Here is a 17,566-nt window from a genome sequence, read left to right on the forward strand (position 1 = left end):
CCAATGAAAAAATATAGTTATCATATTATGTCACTATTGGGCTTATTACTGGTATTTGCAGGATGTGGCAACCAGCAAGGCCCATCTTCTTCAAATGGTGCGTTAGACTCTAGTGCGGCAGAAAAGGTATATGTTGCTCCTGGTCAACAGGATGAGTTTTACGCGTTTCTTTCTGGAGGATACAGTGGCAATCTAACCGTTTACGGCCTGCCCTCCGGGCGTATGTTTAAAGAAATTCCTGTTTTCTCTCAATTTCCTACCTCTGGTTATGGGTATTCAGAAGAAACTAAGCCAATGCTAAATACTTCACATGGTTTCGTACCATGGGATGATCTGCATCACCCGGACATTTCTCAGACTAATGGTGAATTAGATGGTCGTTGGATTTTTGTTAACGGAAACAACACTCCAAGAATTGCAAGAGTAAGTTTAAGCACATTTGAAACGGAAGAGATCATTGAAATCCCTAATAGCGCAGGTAATCATAGCTCTTCATTCATCACTGAAAATACAGAGTATGTGGTAGCTGGAACACGATTTTCGGTTCCTGTACCACAAAGAGATATGCCAATTGCAGAGTATAAAAGCAATTTCAAAGGCGCTTTAAGTTTTATCAAGGTGGAGCCGGAGCATGGTCACATGGATATTAAATTTCAAGTTTTAATGCCCGGGTTTAACTATGACCTTTCACACCCTGGAAGAGGCGATTCGCACGGATGGTTTTTCTTTAGTACTTATAACTCAGAGGAAGCCAGTACTTTGTTGGAAGTGAATGCTTCTCAAAATGACAAAGATTTTATTGCTGCTATTAATTGGAAAAAGGTAGAAGAGTATGTAAACAATGGTGGTGGCACCAAAATGCCAGCTAATTATGCGCATAACGTATACGATGAAAGTACGCATACAGGTACTAGTACCATGAAAAAAGAGGTGGTTACAGTAGATCCTACTAAAGTTCCAGATGCCGTGTTCTTTTTACCAACACCAAAGTCACCTCACGGTTGTGATGTAGATCCTTCCGGTCAATATATCATTGGAGCCGGAAAACTGTCGGCCGATCTCACCGTACATTCATTTGATAAAATGTTAGCTGCTATTGAAGGCAAAAAGTTTGATGGGGAGGCTTATGGTATTCCGATTCTAAAATTTGAAGACGTACTGGCAGGAACGGTCAAAAGTGGCGGTTTAGGGCCATTGCATACCGAGTTTGATAGTGACGGTAATGCGTACACCACATTTTTTATCTCATCAGAAGTGGTAAAATGGAAATTAGGAACGTGGGAGGTAATCGATAGACAACCTACTTTTTATTCTGTGGGTCACTTAATGATACCGGGTGGTAATTCAAGAAAACCATTTGGCAAATATGTAGTTGCCATGAACAAAATTACCAAGGATCGATACTTACCCACAGGTCCTGAAATGGAACATTCAGCACAGATATATGATATCTCCGGTGAGAAAATGGAATTGATCTATGACTTTCCAACCCATGGTGAGCCTCACTACGCGGCAGGTTGCCCAGCTGAGCTATTAGCTCCGAAGTCCAAAAAGATCTATCGCTTAGACGAGAATAAGCACCCATATGCGGTAACAAGTCCTGATCAGGCTAAAGTGGTGAGAGAAGGGAAGAATGTTCATATTTATATGTCGACTATACGTAGTCACTTCACTCCTGATAATATTGAAGGAATTAAAGTAGGTGATAAAGTATATTTCCATATTACCAACCATGAGCAAGACTTTGACGTACCGCACGGATTTTCAATGATTGGTCAAAATACATCCGAAATTCTTATCATGCCGGGGCAGACTAAAACGTCTATTTGGGAACCTAAACAAGTAGGAGTATGGCCATTTTACTGTACAGACTTCTGCTCAGCTTTACACCAAGAAATGCAAGGGTATGTACGTGTATCACCTGCAGATTCAAGTATTGAATTAAGTTGGTCACTCGGTGGGGATTAAGTATTACTTAGTATACGCCTATAAGCTAAAATGGGCAGTGGAAAGCTGCCCATTTCTTTCGCCATTTCCATCTGTATTCACTTTATCTAAGACTATGAAAAAAGCAAGTATTTTAATGATAGTTGGTTCCCTCTTGTTATTGGGCTTATTTAAATTTCCGCTTTGGAATATTATGCTCGGTGCACCGCAATATCCGGAACCTTTAGGGATGAATATTTTTATTAATGGTATCGAAGGTCAAAACGAATTCGATATTCAAAATATTGATGGGTTAAACCACTATATCGGTATGAAAACCTTACCGAAGCCTGAAGATATGTGGGAGTTTAGGGTTTTTCCAATGGTAGTTGGCGGTATGGCTTTGCTAGGTGTTTTGTTCGGTTTTTTAGTCCTAACAAAGAAGATAGGATATCAATGGTTTTTAGTGTGGTTCATTTTGATGACTATTTTGGGTACGTTGGGAATGTATGATTTTAATGCTTGGATGATTGATTATGGGACCAATCTGGACCCGAATGCCATTATGAAACTTCAGAACCCTGATGGTACCCCAATGAGCTACAAACCTCCTTTACTCGGGCACAAAAAACTCCTAAATTTTGATGCATTTTCTTATCCTAGATTAGGAGGTTACTTAATGTTCGTAGGGATGTTACTCACGCTGCTGGCTTATATTATTGGAAGAAGGAATTTCAAATTAGAAAGGGTATGAAAAAGTATTTAAAAACCAATTTGTTTATAGCGGTCTTCATTTTAAGTACAATACTATCCTGCAGTACTGGGCCCAAACCTATTAAATACGGAGCTGACAGTTGTCATTATTGTAAAATGACAATTGTAGATAAAATTCACGCAGCTGAGCTGGTCACCAAAAAAGGAAAGGTATATAAGTTTGATGCGGCAGAGTGTATGGTCAATCATATTAAGGAAATTGATAAAAACACTATCGATAAATTACTGACTAATCATCATGATACCCCTGAAGAATTAATTCCAATTAGTACCGCCACCTTTTTAATTAGTGAACAGCTACCAAGTCCTATGGGAGCTTATTTGACCGCTTTTGATGATAGGCCAAGTGCTGAAGAAGTATGGAAAAATATTGGCGGCACGCTATACACCTGGGAAGAACTTCAAAATCACCTAAACAATTGAAAAACTTTCAGTTAAGAAATGCTATTATGAAACAAAGCATAGTTTTTATAAACGAAAAATTTACAATAAACACCTGCCTTAAATACACCATATTGTAGTAAATGTGATGACCTCGAAATTGAAGCATATTATCTTTTTTGTATGTATACTGTATTGGTTTATAGGAGAATCTAAAACCATAGACGTTTGCGCCGCATGCGATATAAAGTCCGTTAAGGATGCTATTTCGAAAGCTCAGGATACAGATACTATTCTAATAAAAAAAGGAATTTATAAAGAATATAATATACTAGTTGATAAACCTTTAACAATTATTGGTAATGAGTACCCTATTATTGATGGTGAAGATAAAGGTGAGATTATTAGAGTGGTTGCAGATAATGTAACTATTGACGGACTTTTTATCATAAACGTAGGCACCAGCTATACCAGTGATCATGCTGCCATAAGAGTGGTGCGTTGCGAGAATTTTGTTATTACGAATGTTGTTTTAGAAAAACTCTTTTTCGGTATCTACATTGAAAAATCAAATCATGGTAAAATCTACCATAACAAAATTATAGGCGATGCTAAAGACGAATATAATTCTGGTAATGGTATTCAGCTATGGTATTCAAAGCATGTGGAGGTAGACAGAAACATTGTACAAGGAGTACGTGATGGTATTTATTTAGAGTTTTCAGATAACATTGTGATTAACAATAATAGTAGTTCTAACAATTTACGTTATGGACTACATTTTATGTTTTCTAATGATGATGTATATACCAATAATACTTTCGAAAACAATGGGGCAGGTGTTGCCGTTATGTTTTCTAAAAGGATAAAAATGATCAATAACATTTTTAGAAAAAATTGGGGAACAACTGCTTACGGAGTGCTTCTAAAAGAGATTAATGATGCCGAAATTATCGGTAATACCTTTGAGGAAAATACCATTGCAATAAATACCGAAGGATCAAACCGAATTAATTATCAAAAAAACAGTTTTATTAAGAATGGCTGGGCAGTGAAGGTATTAGGAGCCTGTTACGCCAATAAATTTGAAAGTAACAACTTCCTGTATAATTCGTTCGATGTATCCTACAACAGCAAGCTAAATGACAACATTTTTGACGGCAATTATTGGAGTAATTATACGGGCTATGATCTAGATAAAAATGGCATTGGAGATGTTCCGTATAGGCCTGTAAAACTCTTTTCATATGTGGTAAATAGAACACCGGAGACAATTATTTTACTACGTAGCCTGTTTATGGATATTATTGATTTTTCTGAAAAAGTATCTCCGGTATTTACTCCTGATAATCTAGTTGACGCGAATCCTTTGATGAAGAAAATAATATGATTAAAATTGAAGGCCTACATAAAAAGTATGGGAAAAATCAAGTGCTTCAAGGTGTCGATCTTGAAATTGATAAGCCAGGTATTATTGCAGTTTTAGGTCCCAACGGCTCGGGAAAAACGACTCTAATTAAAAGTATATTGGGTATGGTAATTCCTGATAAAGGAAGCATATCAATTCAAGAAAGTCTTATCAAGAAAAAATGGAAGTACAGAGAAAGAATTCAATACTTACCTCAAATTGCGAACTTTCCTGCTAATCTTAAAGTACGTGAACTCATAAAAATGATTAAAGATTTAAGGCAACAGGAGAGTGATGATAAAGATTTGATCTCACTTTTCGGGTTAAAACCTTTTTTAGATAAAAAATTGACATCACTTTCCGGCGGAACCAAGCAAAAAGTGAATATTGTTTTGGCATTTATGTTTAACGCGCCTTTAGTAATTCTAGATGAACCGACAAGCGGTTTAGATCCTGTTTCATTGATAAGTTTAAAACAACTAATTAGTCGCGAACGTGAAAAAAGAAAAACCATATTAATAACCTCCCACATTATGCAGTTTGTCGAGGAGGTGGCTGATAACATTATTTACCTTCTGGAGGGAAACATCCATTTTAATGGTACCATTGACGAATTAAAAAGTATCACAAACCAAGCAAGTGTTGAACATGCTGTTGCAGCGATAACGAAGGAAACACATGTTTAAAATTCTCAAATACAGTTTTTTTGATTTAATGCGAAGTCGATGGAGTTACGTGTACTTTTTGTTCTATCTAATTTTGGGTTTTGTGCTGCTATTTCTGAACAATGATGTTTCAAAAGCTGTAATCACCTTAATGAATGTTATTATCATTTTAGTGCCATTGATTAGTACCATTTTTGGTGTCATGTACTACTATAACAGCAAAGAATTTACCGAGCTTTTGCTGGCGCAACCAATAAAGCGTTCATCGATTTTTATGGGACAGTTTTTAGGAGTTTCAGGTTCGTTATTATTAAGTTTAGTACTCGGATTAGGAATTCCTTTTATATCATACGGCCTTTTTAAAAGTAGTGCAATCTTCGATTTTTCTTTACTGCTGGCAGTTGGGTCATTTTTGACAATAATCTTTACCGTTTTATCATTTAACATTGCCATTTCAAATGAGAATAAAATCAAGGGGTTTGGTTATGCGGTGCTATTATGGCTATTTATGGCTGTTATTTATGATGGCCTTTTTTTAATGTCATTAATTGTTTTTGAAGAATACCCACTAGATACATTTTCCATCGCCGCAACCATGTTCAATCCTATTGATCTATCTCGTACATTGATCTTGTTAAAACTTGATATTTCAGCCTTATTAGGATATACAGGAGCTGTTTTTAAAAGTTTTTTCGGGACAAACCTAGGGCTGATAATTTCTCTTTTGATATTAACCTTGTGGGTAGTATTGCCAATTTGGAGGCTAGTAATTAAAGCTCTAAAAAAGGATTTCTAAATGTTTTACGAATCTATACCTAGTTTAGTTGTTAAGCCTATTCCTGTAAATGATTCTGTATCCTATGTTGTGCTAAAAGTTTTGTATAAAAAGAGGTCTTTTTGAAATCATCAAAATAATAAATCCTTTTATTATTGAATAGTTTACTCTTATTTCTAGCTGTATCTAAATAATAAAAAATACTGTCATTAATATCAAGTCCTGCAAAAACTACTGCGACCCGGTGATTTTTCATTCGTGTAATATCTAAATCTTTAATACTATCGATAATGCGGTATGCATTTGAAGTATCTTTTAATCGTCCATAGCTATATCCTAAGAACCGATAATAAGCCCAATCTTTTGAAGAAAGATATTTTAATGGTTCAATCGCTTTCTTAAAATCTGGTTTCGCCATATATAAGCGCATATAAAGTCGGTTAATAACAAAAGGATCACTTTCTTTGTTATTAGTCTTTATCTCTTCAATTAAAGCTTCAGCTTCATCAAATCTATTATTGCTAGTAAGAGCAGTGAAATAACTTGATGCTGTAGCAAAAGAAAGAGGGTCGAGGCTATAGGCGATTTTTGTCTGTTCTAGTTGTTTTTCATAATCCTCAGTATAGTAAAAGAAGGTCGCGAATTGATGTCTGGCTGTAACGTCATTTGGTGATAATTCTATAGCTTTTTCAAAAGCAGCTTTTGCTTTTTTAAATTGCTTAGTGTGATTATATAGTAATCCCTTGACTGTATATACTCTTGATATCGAGCTATTTATTTTTTCTGCACGTTCTAAATATTGCTCTGCTGTTTTAGCGGCAGTGTTTGGGTTGGCATTTCCATAGTATGTTTGTAAAAAGATAGAGTTTGCTATTTCTGCATAGGCTTCAGCATAATTAGGATCTAAAGCAATCACTTCTTTGTAAAGCTTTATACTTGCTTCAATACTCTCATTATTTCGTTTGTCTGCTTCTCTTTTTCCTTTTAAGAATAGTTTGTAGGCTGCTATATTCCTAGTAGGTATTCGCGCGATTTCTTTTTGTTTGTCTGAAGTTAAGTTTAAATCGAGGGCCTTCACGATTTCTTCAGAAACCTCTGATTGAATAGTAAAAATATTGGTAAGAGTCAGGTCATATTTTTCTGCCCAGATGTGTTTGTCGTTCTTTGTATCAATTAGCTGTGCTGTAATTCGAACCTGATCACCGTTTTTCTGAATACTCCCTTCAAGAATAAATGTGACATCCAGTTCTTTGGCGATGTCCCGGATATTTTTTTTAGTGTTTTTGTACTGTGTTACCGACGTACGCGAAATAACATGTAGGTCCTTTAATTTTGAAAGCTGACTTAATATATCTTCTGTAACCCCATCACTCAAAATATCTGACTCGCTATCCTTACTAAAATTGGTAAAGGGTAAAACAGCAATAGACTTATCAGTAAAGGTAATCTTTGCCGTAAATAGCTCTGCATTGTGGGCGACTAGTATTAGGGAAATCAATATTAGGGCAGCGATCGCAATTTTCTTTAATGAAAAAGTTGATTTTTTAGGTTGTATTGTTTGCTTTAGTTTTCCTCTTACTTGTTCCGGTTTTGGAATTTTTAAACCTTCTCCGGCTATCGCGAAAATAGGAACGGTATCTTCTACATTCTTAAGCTCATAAGCATCTAGAAACTCGGTTTTAATGTGCCTATGGCTTCGAAGTTGATCATTTACTTTATCAGAAATTAAAATACTACCAGAAATGGCACATGATTCAATACGTGAAGCGACATTAACAGCATCACCAATGATATCATCCTTACTATACACAATATCGCCAACATGAATACCGATTCTTACAGGAATTGTGGGGTCACTTATAAAAGCCTTTTGTAGCTGAATGGCACATTCAACGGCTTCTACTGAGCTTTTAAAAATACTTAATGTTCCATCTCCGAAATATTGAATAATCTTGCCGTTATATTTTTCAGTATTACTGTTAAATATATCACGATGCTTATTTCTTACAGCAATAGCTTCTAATTCATCCTGTTGCATGATAGAAGTGTATCCTTCGATGTCGGTAAACATGATAGCAGCTAATTGTCTGTGTTGAGACATTAAGAAAATTCTTAGGTTGGTTACCCTAAATTTAAGTAAATAGTTGCATATGCAACAGGTTTTGGTTTTTAGAACTATCTTTAAAAACGGAAAACAAGTATTCAATATGGAAATGTTGCCTACTAGAACCATAGTTTCTTTTTTAACACAAGTTCCTTTCTTTTCTGAGGTTGAAAAAAGGTCTTTAGAATATTTGGCAAAAGACACACAACAACAGATTTTTAAAAAAGATCAAGTTGTTTTTGAAAAAAATGACATTGGCGATGCATTATATGTTATTTATCAAGGTAGTGTTAAGATTCATGGCGAAGAACACCAATATGATATATTAAACAAAGGCGACTGCTTTGGTGAATATGCACTTATAGATAATAAAGAACGTTCAGCTTCAGTAACTGCCATTAAAGAGACCGTTGTTTTTAAAATAGGAAGACATCACTTTCTTAACTTATTGACAAATGATAGTGGGTTTACCCAAGGTATTTTATCTGTTTTAATAAGACGACATAGAGAGTTAGACCGTATTCAGGAAAATTTGTCGATTTCGAAAAAGGAACTAGAACTTGTGAATTCAAAAATGATGAGTTTAGTTCATGGCGCTATGGATAGTATTATTATGTTCAACAGCCAATTGAAAATAGTACTTACTAATCCTTCTGCCCTAAGCCTTTTTGAAAATAAAGATGTTACAAATCTCGATTTGCGTACGTTTCTTGACCATGAAGGAACTAAGATGATAAAATCAATTATAGAAGAAGACAATCCCGTTAAATTAAATAATTATTTACCCGGACTTTTGAAGATAGTCGGATCTAACAAAACTACTTCCATTAACGAAGGTACCATTAGTAAAAATGGTAGGGCAGAGGGAGTCTTTTATACACTCATTTTACGTAATATTGAGAATCGATTAGAGGCAGAGAATAAGATCAATTTACTTACCAATCAAACTGAGTATTTAGAGCGGGAAATTGAGGAGCTTACCAATACTTATGGCATCATCACCAAAGATATTGGAATGCAAAACGTACTTAATTTGATCAATCAAGTGGCGGGGACCAGTGCGACCGTATTAATAACAGGTGAGACGGGTACCGGAAAAGAGTTAGTTGCAAGAGCCATTCACCAAGCAAGTGAAAGAAACCATAAGCCTTTAATAAGACTTAATTGTGGGGCAATACCTACCAATCTAATCGAAAGTGAGTTATTTGGTCATAAAAAGGGTGCTTTTACGGGGGCAACTGAAGACCGAAAAGGGCGTTTTTTACTTGCTGACAAAGGGACAATTTTTCTAGATGAAATTGGTGAATTACCATTGGAATTGCAACCTAAACTGTTAAGGGTTATTCAAGAAGGTGAATTTGAACCTGTAGGTAGTTCTGAAACGAAGAAGATTGATGTCCGAATCATTGCTGCTACGCATAGAGATTTGCTTCAGTATGCTAAGGAAAATAAGTTTAGAGAAGATTTGTATTATCGTTTAAATGTATTTCCGATTATGGTTCCTCCTTTAAGAACTAGAGGAGAAGATATTTGCCTTATTGCAGAAGCAATGATTCACGATTTTTCTTCTAAACTAAATAAACAACACATTGAACTATCTGATACAGATAGATTATTATTTGAAAGCTATACTTGGCCCGGTAATGTCCGAGAATTACAAAATTTGGTTGAGCGAGCTGTAATTGTTTCTCAAAAAGGAAATGTAAACTGGGAGCGCATTTTGCCAACTAATTTGGATATTGAGAATCTCGAAAGTGACAATATTACTCAAAGAATACTTAGTTCAAAACAGATGCTCTTGTTTGAAAAAGAGAACATAACAAGAGCTGTAAAACAATGCGGTTGGAAAATATCAGGAAAAAATGGTGCTGCAGAATTACTTGATATGAAGCCTACAACACTCACCTCTAAAATTAAGGCTCTTGGCATTGAGCGCTCGTATTAAAATTACGATATCTCGTTAAAAATTTATGATTTTTCATAAATTAACGAAATGTCGTTACTATTTTATTTATCCTATTTAATTTTAGGTCATTGATTTTCAATATTTTAAATGTTTTGGCATGCAAATCGCATACTGGTTGTCAACAAAATGTCTAATCAATTTAAAATAGAAAAAATGACAACAACAGAAAATTTTACAAACGGAGTAAATGTAGACCAGTTAATGCAAACCATCAAGCATGTTCAAGATGATCCGGCTTTGGCCAAATTTGAATTTAGGGCAAAGAACAACTGGATTGAAGGAGGTAGATGTGTGTCGAGTGTTAAAGGCTTTTATGGGGTAGGACAAGAAGATACTACCCGAAAGGAAACCTTTACTATGGAGTGTGATCATCCTAACGTATTACTTGGTGAAGACAAAGCTGCTACACCGGCTGAGGTAGTACTTCATGCTCTTGGTTCTTGCTTAACTGGTGCGATGGCGTACCACGCCGCGGCTAATGGAATTGAAATTGAAAGCGCTGAGTCGACCTTAGAAGGTGGTTGTGATTTACATGGATTCCTTGGGTTGGATCCTGAAGTTAGAAAGGGTTTTGATGGAGTTAAATTCAAATTAAAGGTGAAATCTGATGCTACTGCTGAGCAACTTGAAAATCTAGCTAGATTTTCACCGGTATTTGACATGATTTCCAACCCTACCCCAGTTTCGATCGAGATTGTTAAATGTTAAAATCGAATCTCAATAAAGACCGCTCAGCAATTGATTGATTTGTTCGGGCGGTCTTTAATTTTTTCAATTATTACAACCGATGAAAACCAGCCAGCCATATCATTTTACTACAGCGTACGAAGCAGTTGCTTCCATTGCTTATAAAACCAACGAAGTTTTTCCTATTTACCCTTGCACACCAACATCGGAAATGTCGGCGTTAGTAGAGGAGTGGAGCAGTAAAAAAAAGAAAAACTTGCAAGGCGCCGTACCTTCAGTTTTTGAGATGCAAAGCGAATCGGGAGTTGCAGGTACCATGCACGGTGCATTGCTATCGGGAACATTGTCTTCTACATTCACTGCTTCTCAAGGTTTATTGTTAATGATACCGGCCATGTATAGAATCGCGGGCGAGTTGTTACCGAATGTGATACATGTCGCTACACGTTCAATTGCAACTCATGCGCTATCGATATTTGGAGATCACAGTGATGTCATGGCTGCAAGACAAACAGGTTATGCTTTTTTAAGCAGTGCTTCAGTACAGGAAGCACAGGATTTTGCACTGATAGCTAAAGCAGCGAGCTTGAATTCAAGAGTGCCGTTCGTTCATTTTTTTGATGGATTCAGAACATCTCACGAAAAGAATTGTATACAACCTATAGACGATCATATCATATCTCAAATGATAGATCACAAGCTAATAGAAGAACATAGAAATCGCGCACTGAACAACGATAATCCTAGCCTCCGCGGAACTACACAAGGACCAGATGTGTTTTTTCAAAGTAGGGAAGCGCAAAATATATTCCATAACCTTTGTCCGACCATCGTTCAAGACACGATGGATCAATTTACAGAACTAACAGGACGCCGGTATAAATTATTTGATTATGTAGGTAATCCCGAAGCAGAAAACGTAATCGTTACAATGGCATCCTCTTCATGCACGGTTGAAAAAACGATCAGTTACCTGAACGCTAAAGGATTTAAATTAGGATTGATCAAGGTTCGACTATTTCGTCCATTTAGCAAAAAGCATCTTCTTAATTCCTTGCCGAAAACAGTAAAATCGATAGCAGTTTTAGATCGGACAAAAGAACCTGGAGCTGCTGGGGAGCCACTTTATTTAGATATAGTTCAATCATTAACCGAAGCTTTTACAAATGATGAAATTTCTCATCTACCAAGAGTTGTAGGGGGACGATATGGCCTATCCTCTAAAGAGTTTACCCCCAATATGGCCGTTGCTATTTTTGATAATTTGACATCTAAGCTTCCTAAAAATAGTTTTACCGTTGGTATTGAAGATGATATAACCGACTCTCACCTAAACATAACTCACAATGTTCATCTTGAAAAAGAGATGAACGAAATTCTTTTTTTTCAGTACAGGTCCGCTGAAAATACCGAAAGCATAGATCGTGTACTTACAACGGTTGCTACAAGTAACCAAGTACAGATGTACACCGAATTTGATTATAAAAAGTACGAATCGAGAGAGGTAGTGAACCTCAGGATCGATTCAAAACCGGTTAGTGCACCGTATACCATTGCTTCTGCAAATATAGTTTGCTGTGAACACGACTCATTTATCATAAAGGATATAGCAGTCGAGAGATTAGCTTTCAAAGCAAGTTTAGTGGTGCTAACGGAAAAGTCCAGAGAGGCTTTTTGGAATGATCTTCCGGCAAAAAATCAGCGATTACTAATAGCTAAAGAAATTAAGATATACATAATTAAGTCTGACGAAATTAAAGAGGAGTACATTTTTGAAGGAAATAAAATAACGGCATTACATGCTTTCTTTTTGAATCTAACCAAAATAAAAACAAATAAGGTTGATTATTTTAATCCTGAAAGTCACCGAATAGAAATTGATACTGCCCAATGTGTTTTCAAGAAAAATGAAAGCACCGTTCAGTCTGATGTATTGAACAGATTAATGTCACTCAAAGGAAATGAGATCACCACAAGCGAACTACCCTTTGATGGGACCTACCCGACAAACACTTCAAGCTTCAATGAATTTATGTCAGTTTCGGAAATTCCTGTTTGGAATCCGGAGATATGTATACAATGTGGTGCTTGTTCGTTGGCCTGCCCACAAGGAGCTATACGAGCTAAGGTATTCGACAATGACCTAGTTCAAAAAGCACCTGTAGATTTTGAAAGTGTCCCTGCCCTTGATGCTGAGTTTGACCTATTAAACTTTACCATACAGGTGCATCCTGATCAATGTAATGGTTGTAATCAATGTATTGATGCTTGCCCGGTTAAGAATACACTAAAACTCGAAAGTGCTGAGGTGAAGAAGGATTTGAAAAGGGAAAACTGGGACTATTTTAATTCAATTCCCGAGATTGAAAAGGAGCGCATATCAATCAGCAAACTAAATCATATACAGCTGATAGAACCGCTTTTTAAGTATTCGTCTGGTGTAAAAGGATGCGGTAGTGCTCCTTATTTAAAACTACTTTCTCAACTGTATGGTGAGCGTCTTTTGGTTGCGAATGCAACCGGAGCCAGTTCGATTTTTGGAGGAGCTTTGCCAACGACCCCATGGTCTACCAATAAGGATGGGGTAGGTCCCGCTTGGGCTAACTCACTATTTGAAAATAATGCCGAATTTGGTTTAGGCTTTGGCATGGCAACCGATTTTTTGAATAGAAATGCTGGTAAAAAAAAGAAAAGCACTTGGATAGTAGGTGGAGATGGATGGGCGTACGATATTGGATATGGCGGTTTAGATCATGTACTCGCGAGTGGAGCAAATGTCAATATTTTGGTATTGGATAATGAGGTATATGACAACACCGGAGGCCAAATGTCAAAGGCTACTCCTTATGGTGCAACAACTAAATTTGCCTACAGATCAAAACAAGGACGAAAAAAAGATTTAGGGTTATTGGCAATGCAATATGAGGATGTATATGTAGCGTCAGTTGCTATAGGCGCTGATCAAGAACAAACACTGAAGGCATTTATTGAAGCAGAAAACTATGAAGGACCATCCTTGATCATTGCTTATTGTCATAGTGAATCACATGGTATAGATATGCGCCATCCTAGTAAATACCATAAAGCGGCGGTTGAAAGTGGTCAGTGGCTTTTATATCGGTTTAATCCAAGTCTCAAATTCAGAGACTTGAATCCTCTACGCTTAGATTCTCAAAAGCCAAAGATCCCAGTAATCGAATATTTAAAACAAGAAAACCGTTTTCAGAATTTATTTAAGCGCAAAAACGGTTTCAATACTGAAGTTTTTGAGTTGATACAAAACAATATAGATCGTCGATATAATAAATTTAACGAAATGTCTTTAAGTAATCTTAATTACTATTCCAGCCCGAGAAATAGATTGTTTTATGGTTCTTAGGGTTCAAATAAGCTTTGTTTTTACTTGTACTGCGTTATGCAATGTCTTATGTACAGGACATTTATCAGCAATTTGAAGAATACGGTTTATCTGCTTCTCATCAAGGTTTCCCGTGAGTTTGATCTCACGGTCAAATACATCAATTTTGGCCTTTGGGTCCTCACAATTCTCACAATCCGAAGCATGTTGTTTAGAATAGCTAGTGTGTACTTCGACATTTTGTAGATCCCAACCCTTTCGCTTCACGTACATCTGAATGGTCATCGCTGTACAAGCCGAAAGTCCTGCGGAAACCAACTCATACGGATTCGGTCCAAAATTATTCCCGCCTACTGATTTCGGTTCGTCAGCAGTAATAAAATGATCGCCAACTTTCAAGTTCGTAGTAAAACCATCTTCAGTATTTAAACTGGCAACTACCTCATGATTTGTTTTAAGCAAACCGGTTTCAGAAGTCTCGAGATATCTTGATGACCACCCTGCAATGACCTGACCAACATAATTTGAATCTTCTTTTCGCATTAACAGATGATCAGCTCCATCTAGACTAACAAAACTTTTAGGGTGTTTGGCAGCGTGATATATTTGCTCGGCATTTTTGATTCCGACTGTAAGGTCTTGAGGAGAGTGCATTACTAAAAGCGCTTTACCAAAATCGGAGATGATCGATGGCAGTGACTTACTTTTTAAATCATCAATAAACTGTTTTTTAATAGTAAAATCGCGTCCGCTAAGATTCACTATTGCCTTCCCATTTTGATTGATCTCGTCAATACTACTTTTTAATAAGTGTGTTACATGTTCAGGATCTGATGGAGCACCAATAGTAGCGACTGCTTTTACCTCTGGTAACTTACCTGCGGCAAATAAAACGGCCGCTCCACCTAAAGAATGCCCCACTAAAACGGTAGGGGCTTCATACTCTTTTTCCAGAAATGCTGCCGCAGCTACCAAGTCATCAACATTTCCTGAAAAATTGGTGTCTGCAAAATCGCCTTCACTTTCTCCTAAGCCAGTAAAATCAAATCGAAAAACACCAAATCCTTGGCTGGTAAGTGCTCGGCTAATATTTCTTACTGCAGATAGGTTTTTGTTGCACGTAAAACAATGAGCGAATAATACATAATTATGTGGATGCTCGTTCGCAGGAAGCTCCAATCTTCCCGAAAGTTGATGTCCTTCTCTATTTTGAAAATACAATTTTTGTTGATTCATCGGTCGGTTTTGTTACGGTAGTCGATAACAAGTTACGAAGCTTTCAGTAATAACCTAATGAATACACTTGGCTAAAAAACCAGAGGAATCACATACTTATAAAATATTATTAATAGGGCAACACCAATACAATTCAAAATGAAACCTGCCTTTACCATTTGCGATACTTTTACATGGCCGCTGGCAAATACAATGGCATTTGGCGGAGTTGCCATAGGTAGCATAAAGGCACAGCTGGAAGCTATTGTTATTGGAATAAGAACATGCAGCATTGGTACATCAAGTCCGATAGCGATTCCAGCAACAACCGGAGCTGCAATATTAATTAAAGCTACATTACTAAAAAGTTCGGTTGTAAATAATACTACTATAATCAAAGTGATTACAATTAGCGATATCCCCCAGCTTACATTACTTGCAATTCCATTTGCAATGGCATCTACAATTCCAGATTCTTTTAGGCCGGAGGCTAATGCCAATCCGCCGCCAAATAAAATTAAGATTCCCCATGCCATTTTGGCCGTATCATTCCATTGTAAGACAAATTCGCCTTTTCTTAATTTTTGTGGGATAACGAAAAGGGCAATAGCCGCGATCATCGCAATTTCGGTGTCATTAATATTAATAAACTCAAACTGAGTATTAAGTACTCCTTTAAATATCCACATGAAAATGGCAAATACAAATACCGCAATCACCTTCTTTTCTTGAGAAGAGATCTTTCCTAGTTTTTGTATTTCAGAATTGATAACTGCAGATGATGCTTCAAACTTACCAAGTCTATTAGGAAAAACGATTTTTACTAGTACGAAGTAGGTAGAAATAATCATTAAAATGGAAAATGGTAAGCCAATGACTAACCAATTTAAAAATGAGATATCTATTTGATATTCTTTCTCTAAGAATCCAACCAGAACGGCGTTTGGTGGGGTGCCTATTATGGTTGCAATACCACCGGCATTAGCAGAAAATGCAATGCCTAGCATAATGCTGAGGGCAAAATTTTTGTCATTTGCAGTAAAACCATCTTCATCATTAATTAATAAGGAAATTACAGAAAGCGCAATCGGAAGCATTACCAAGGTGCTTGCCGTATTACTTATCCACATACTTAAGACTGCTGTGGCAATCATAAACCCAAGGATAATTCGGTTAGGGCTTGTTCCCGTAATTCTAATAATATGAAGTGCAATACGTTTATGAAGATTCACTTTTTCTAATGCTAAAGCCATTATGAAGCCACCAAAAAACAGAAATACGATTCGATGTCCGTAGTTTTGAGAAACTTCTCCAATATCCATTACTCCGTTTAAAGGAAATAACACTAAAGGAAGTAATGCGGTGACCGATATAGAAACAGCTTCGGTAATCCACCAGGTAACCATCCAAGTAGCTACAGCCAATACTTTATCAGCCATTGGACTTACCATTTCCGGCATAGCTAAAAGAACAAAAAATAATATTGGACCTGCAAATAACCCAATTTGCTTGGACAAAGGGAATGCTTTCATACAAGCACTAAAATAGAAATTTTAAACTGCTTATTGTACTTTGTTTTTCCTACGTAAATCGGTATTAAAGATCAAACCTAGCTGCAAACGGTCGAAGTTTATTCCAGTAAAATGGTTTTTTAAGTATCCCAACTGCAATTGCACATCTTCATTAAACTTACGTCCTAAAGCAAAGTATAATCGGTTTTGACCGAATATAGGTTCTTGAAAATTAATAAACACTTCGTCATAGGCGTTTAAAAACCAGTTGTCATCAAGTGGATAAGTGATTTGAAGCCGATAGCGACCTCTATGTTGTGTGTCGGTATTGCTATTGCCGAAATTAAGAAAGCGCTGTTCTATGCGATATCGATGTTCGAAAGCAAATTTTCCCACCTTGTTTTTAAGTATGAATTGTTGAAAAATTCGATTTTCTTTTGGATCAAATTCACCTTCAAATTCCTCAAAAGTGGTGTCGGTAGCAATGTAGCCATATCCCAATGTCACTATCGCTTTGTCAGAAATATGATAGTTAAGTCCGGTACGAAGTAATAATTGATTGAAGTTGCCAAAGGTTTCATAAAAACGGAATTGAGCCTCGGAGTGAACACTGAGCTTATCAGATACTTTGTTGGTGCCAAAATACATATACCAGGCTCCTAATTCATCTTCACCAGTGTTTTGAGAAAATACTTGGATGGAGCTTAATAGAAATATTCCGATTAATAGTTTCTTCATTGGGTTACTTGTTTAAAAAAGATCAGGGTTTATAAAAAAATAAAGAAGTTCAGAAGTT

13 protein-coding genes are annotated in these 17,566 nt (G+C 36.5%); 9 read left to right on the forward strand and 4 right to left on the reverse strand.

The genetic code is table 11. The features are described from left to right. Positions 1 to 3 precede the first annotated feature (3 nt). The 6 genes from nosZ (at position 4) to ABN763_RS11045 (ending at position 5,950) form a co-directional block, all read left to right on the forward strand. Positions 4 to 1,968 (forward strand): Sec-dependent nitrous-oxide reductase, encoded by a 1,965-nt coding sequence (gene nosZ, locus ABN763_RS11020; protein ID WP_410485520.1) that lies wholly within the window; start codon positions 4 to 6, stop codon positions 1,966 to 1,968. Positions 1,969 to 2,062: 94 nt separating this feature from the next. Then, positions 2,063 to 2,680 carry a hypothetical protein gene (locus tag ABN763_RS11025; RefSeq protein ID WP_410485521.1) on the forward strand — a complete coding sequence of 206 codons (618 nt, stop codon included), beginning with the start codon at positions 2,063 to 2,065 and terminating at the stop codon, positions 2,678 to 2,680. Next, a complete protein-coding gene (locus ABN763_RS11030) occupies positions 2,677 to 3,123 on the forward strand; it encodes a nitrous oxide reductase accessory protein NosL (RefSeq protein ID WP_410485522.1) in 447 nt (148 codons plus the stop codon). The genes ABN763_RS11025 and ABN763_RS11030 overlap by 4 nt, the downstream gene beginning before the upstream one ends. A gap of 106 nt (positions 3,124 to 3,229) precedes the next feature. Next, entirely contained in the window at positions 3,230 to 4,471 is a 1,242-nt protein-coding gene (locus ABN763_RS11035) for a nitrous oxide reductase family maturation protein NosD (RefSeq protein WP_410485523.1), read from the forward strand. Continuing rightward, positions 4,468 to 5,175, forward strand: a complete 708-nt coding sequence (locus tag ABN763_RS11040; RefSeq protein WP_410485524.1) for an ABC transporter ATP-binding protein — start codon at positions 4,468 to 4,470, stop codon at positions 5,173 to 5,175. The genes ABN763_RS11035 and ABN763_RS11040 overlap by 4 nt, the downstream gene beginning before the upstream one ends. After that, on the forward strand, positions 5,168 to 5,950 hold the full coding sequence (locus ABN763_RS11045) for an ABC transporter permease (RefSeq protein WP_410485525.1): 783 nt from the start codon (positions 5,168 to 5,170) through the stop codon (positions 5,948 to 5,950). Before ABN763_RS11040 ends, ABN763_RS11045 begins: the two co-directional genes overlap by 8 nt. A 37-nt stretch (positions 5,951 to 5,987) precedes the next feature. On the opposite strand, the gene ABN763_RS11050 is transcribed toward ABN763_RS11045, so the two are convergent. Then, positions 5,988 to 8,030 (reverse strand): adenylate/guanylate cyclase domain-containing protein, encoded by a 2,043-nt coding sequence (locus tag ABN763_RS11050; protein ID WP_410485526.1) that lies wholly within the window; start codon positions 8,028 to 8,030, stop codon positions 5,988 to 5,990. A 49-nt stretch (positions 8,031 to 8,079) separates the two neighbouring features. Between ABN763_RS11050 and ABN763_RS11055 the strand changes: the two genes are divergently transcribed. From ABN763_RS11055 to ABN763_RS11065, 3 genes are all read left to right on the forward strand, one after another. After that, a complete protein-coding gene (locus ABN763_RS11055) occupies positions 8,080 to 9,978 on the forward strand; it encodes a sigma 54-interacting transcriptional regulator (RefSeq protein WP_410485527.1) in 1,899 nt (632 codons plus the stop codon). Between the two features lie 174 nt (positions 9,979 to 10,152). Continuing rightward, positions 10,153 to 10,707, forward strand: coding sequence for an OsmC family protein (locus ABN763_RS11060; protein ID WP_410485528.1), 555 nt, complete (start codon positions 10,153 to 10,155; stop codon positions 10,705 to 10,707). Positions 10,708 to 10,786: 79 nt separating this feature from the next. Then, entirely contained in the window at positions 10,787 to 14,065 is a 3,279-nt protein-coding gene (locus ABN763_RS11065) for a 4Fe-4S binding protein (RefSeq protein ID WP_410485529.1), read from the forward strand. A gap of 3 nt (positions 14,066 to 14,068) precedes the next feature. Here ABN763_RS11065 and ABN763_RS11070 read toward each other — a convergent pair whose 3' ends face one another. The 3 genes from ABN763_RS11070 to ABN763_RS11080 form a co-directional block, all read right to left on the reverse strand. Next, complete coding sequence (locus tag ABN763_RS11070) at positions 14,069 to 15,280, reverse strand: alpha/beta fold hydrolase (RefSeq protein ID WP_410485530.1); 1,212 nt, start codon at positions 15,278 to 15,280, stop codon at positions 14,069 to 14,071. 71 nt (positions 15,281 to 15,351) lie between these two features. Beyond that, positions 15,352 to 16,791, reverse strand: a complete 1,440-nt coding sequence (locus ABN763_RS11075; RefSeq protein WP_410485531.1) for an SLC13 family permease — start codon at positions 16,789 to 16,791, stop codon at positions 15,352 to 15,354. Between the two features lie 30 nt (positions 16,792 to 16,821). Next, on the reverse strand, positions 16,822 to 17,508 hold the full coding sequence (locus ABN763_RS11080; protein ID WP_410485532.1) for a DUF2490 domain-containing protein: 687 nt from the start codon (positions 17,506 to 17,508) through the stop codon (positions 16,822 to 16,824). Between the last annotated feature and the right edge of the window lie 58 nt (positions 17,509 to 17,566).

The sequence above is a fragment of the Spongiivirga sp. MCCC 1A20706 genome, from assembly GCF_046524175.1.
GTDB lineage: Bacteria > Bacteroidota > Bacteroidia > Flavobacteriales > Flavobacteriaceae > Spongiivirga.

Bases quoted from the DNA above. Each gene is read 5' to 3' on its own strand.
- ABN763_RS11035 (WP_410485523.1), top strand. From the start codon at position 3,230: ATGACCTCGAAATTGAAGCATATTATCTTTTTTGTATGTATACTGTAT.
- ABN763_RS11040 (WP_410485524.1), top strand. From the start codon at position 4,468: ATGATTAAAATTGAAGGCCTACATAAAAAGTATGGGAAAAATCAAGTG.
- ABN763_RS11075 (WP_410485531.1), bottom strand. From the start codon at position 16,791: ATGAAAGCATTCCCTTTGTCCAAGCAAATTGGGTTATTTGCAGGTCCA.
- ABN763_RS11025 (WP_410485521.1), top strand. From the start codon at position 2,063: ATGAAAAAAGCAAGTATTTTAATGATAGTTGGTTCCCTCTTGTTATTG.
- ABN763_RS11050 (WP_410485526.1), bottom strand. From the start codon at position 8,030: ATGTCTCAACACAGACAATTAGCTGCTATCATGTTTACCGACATCGAA.
- ABN763_RS11055 (WP_410485527.1), top strand. From the start codon at position 8,080: ATGCAACAGGTTTTGGTTTTTAGAACTATCTTTAAAAACGGAAAACAA.
- ABN763_RS11070 (WP_410485530.1), bottom strand. From the start codon at position 15,280: ATGAATCAACAAAAATTGTATTTTCAAAATAGAGAAGGACATCAACTT.
- nosZ (WP_410485520.1), top strand. From the start codon at position 4: ATGAAAAAATATAGTTATCATATTATGTCACTATTGGGCTTATTACTG.
- ABN763_RS11030 (WP_410485522.1), top strand. From the start codon at position 2,677: ATGAAAAAGTATTTAAAAACCAATTTGTTTATAGCGGTCTTCATTTTA.
- ABN763_RS11065 (WP_410485529.1), top strand. From the start codon at position 10,787: ATGAAAACCAGCCAGCCATATCATTTTACTACAGCGTACGAAGCAGTT.
- ABN763_RS11060 (WP_410485528.1), top strand. From the start codon at position 10,153: ATGACAACAACAGAAAATTTTACAAACGGAGTAAATGTAGACCAGTTA.
- ABN763_RS11045 (WP_410485525.1), top strand. From the start codon at position 5,168: ATGTTTAAAATTCTCAAATACAGTTTTTTTGATTTAATGCGAAGTCGA.
- ABN763_RS11080 (WP_410485532.1), bottom strand. From the start codon at position 17,508: ATGAAGAAACTATTAATCGGAATATTTCTATTAAGCTCCATCCAAGTA.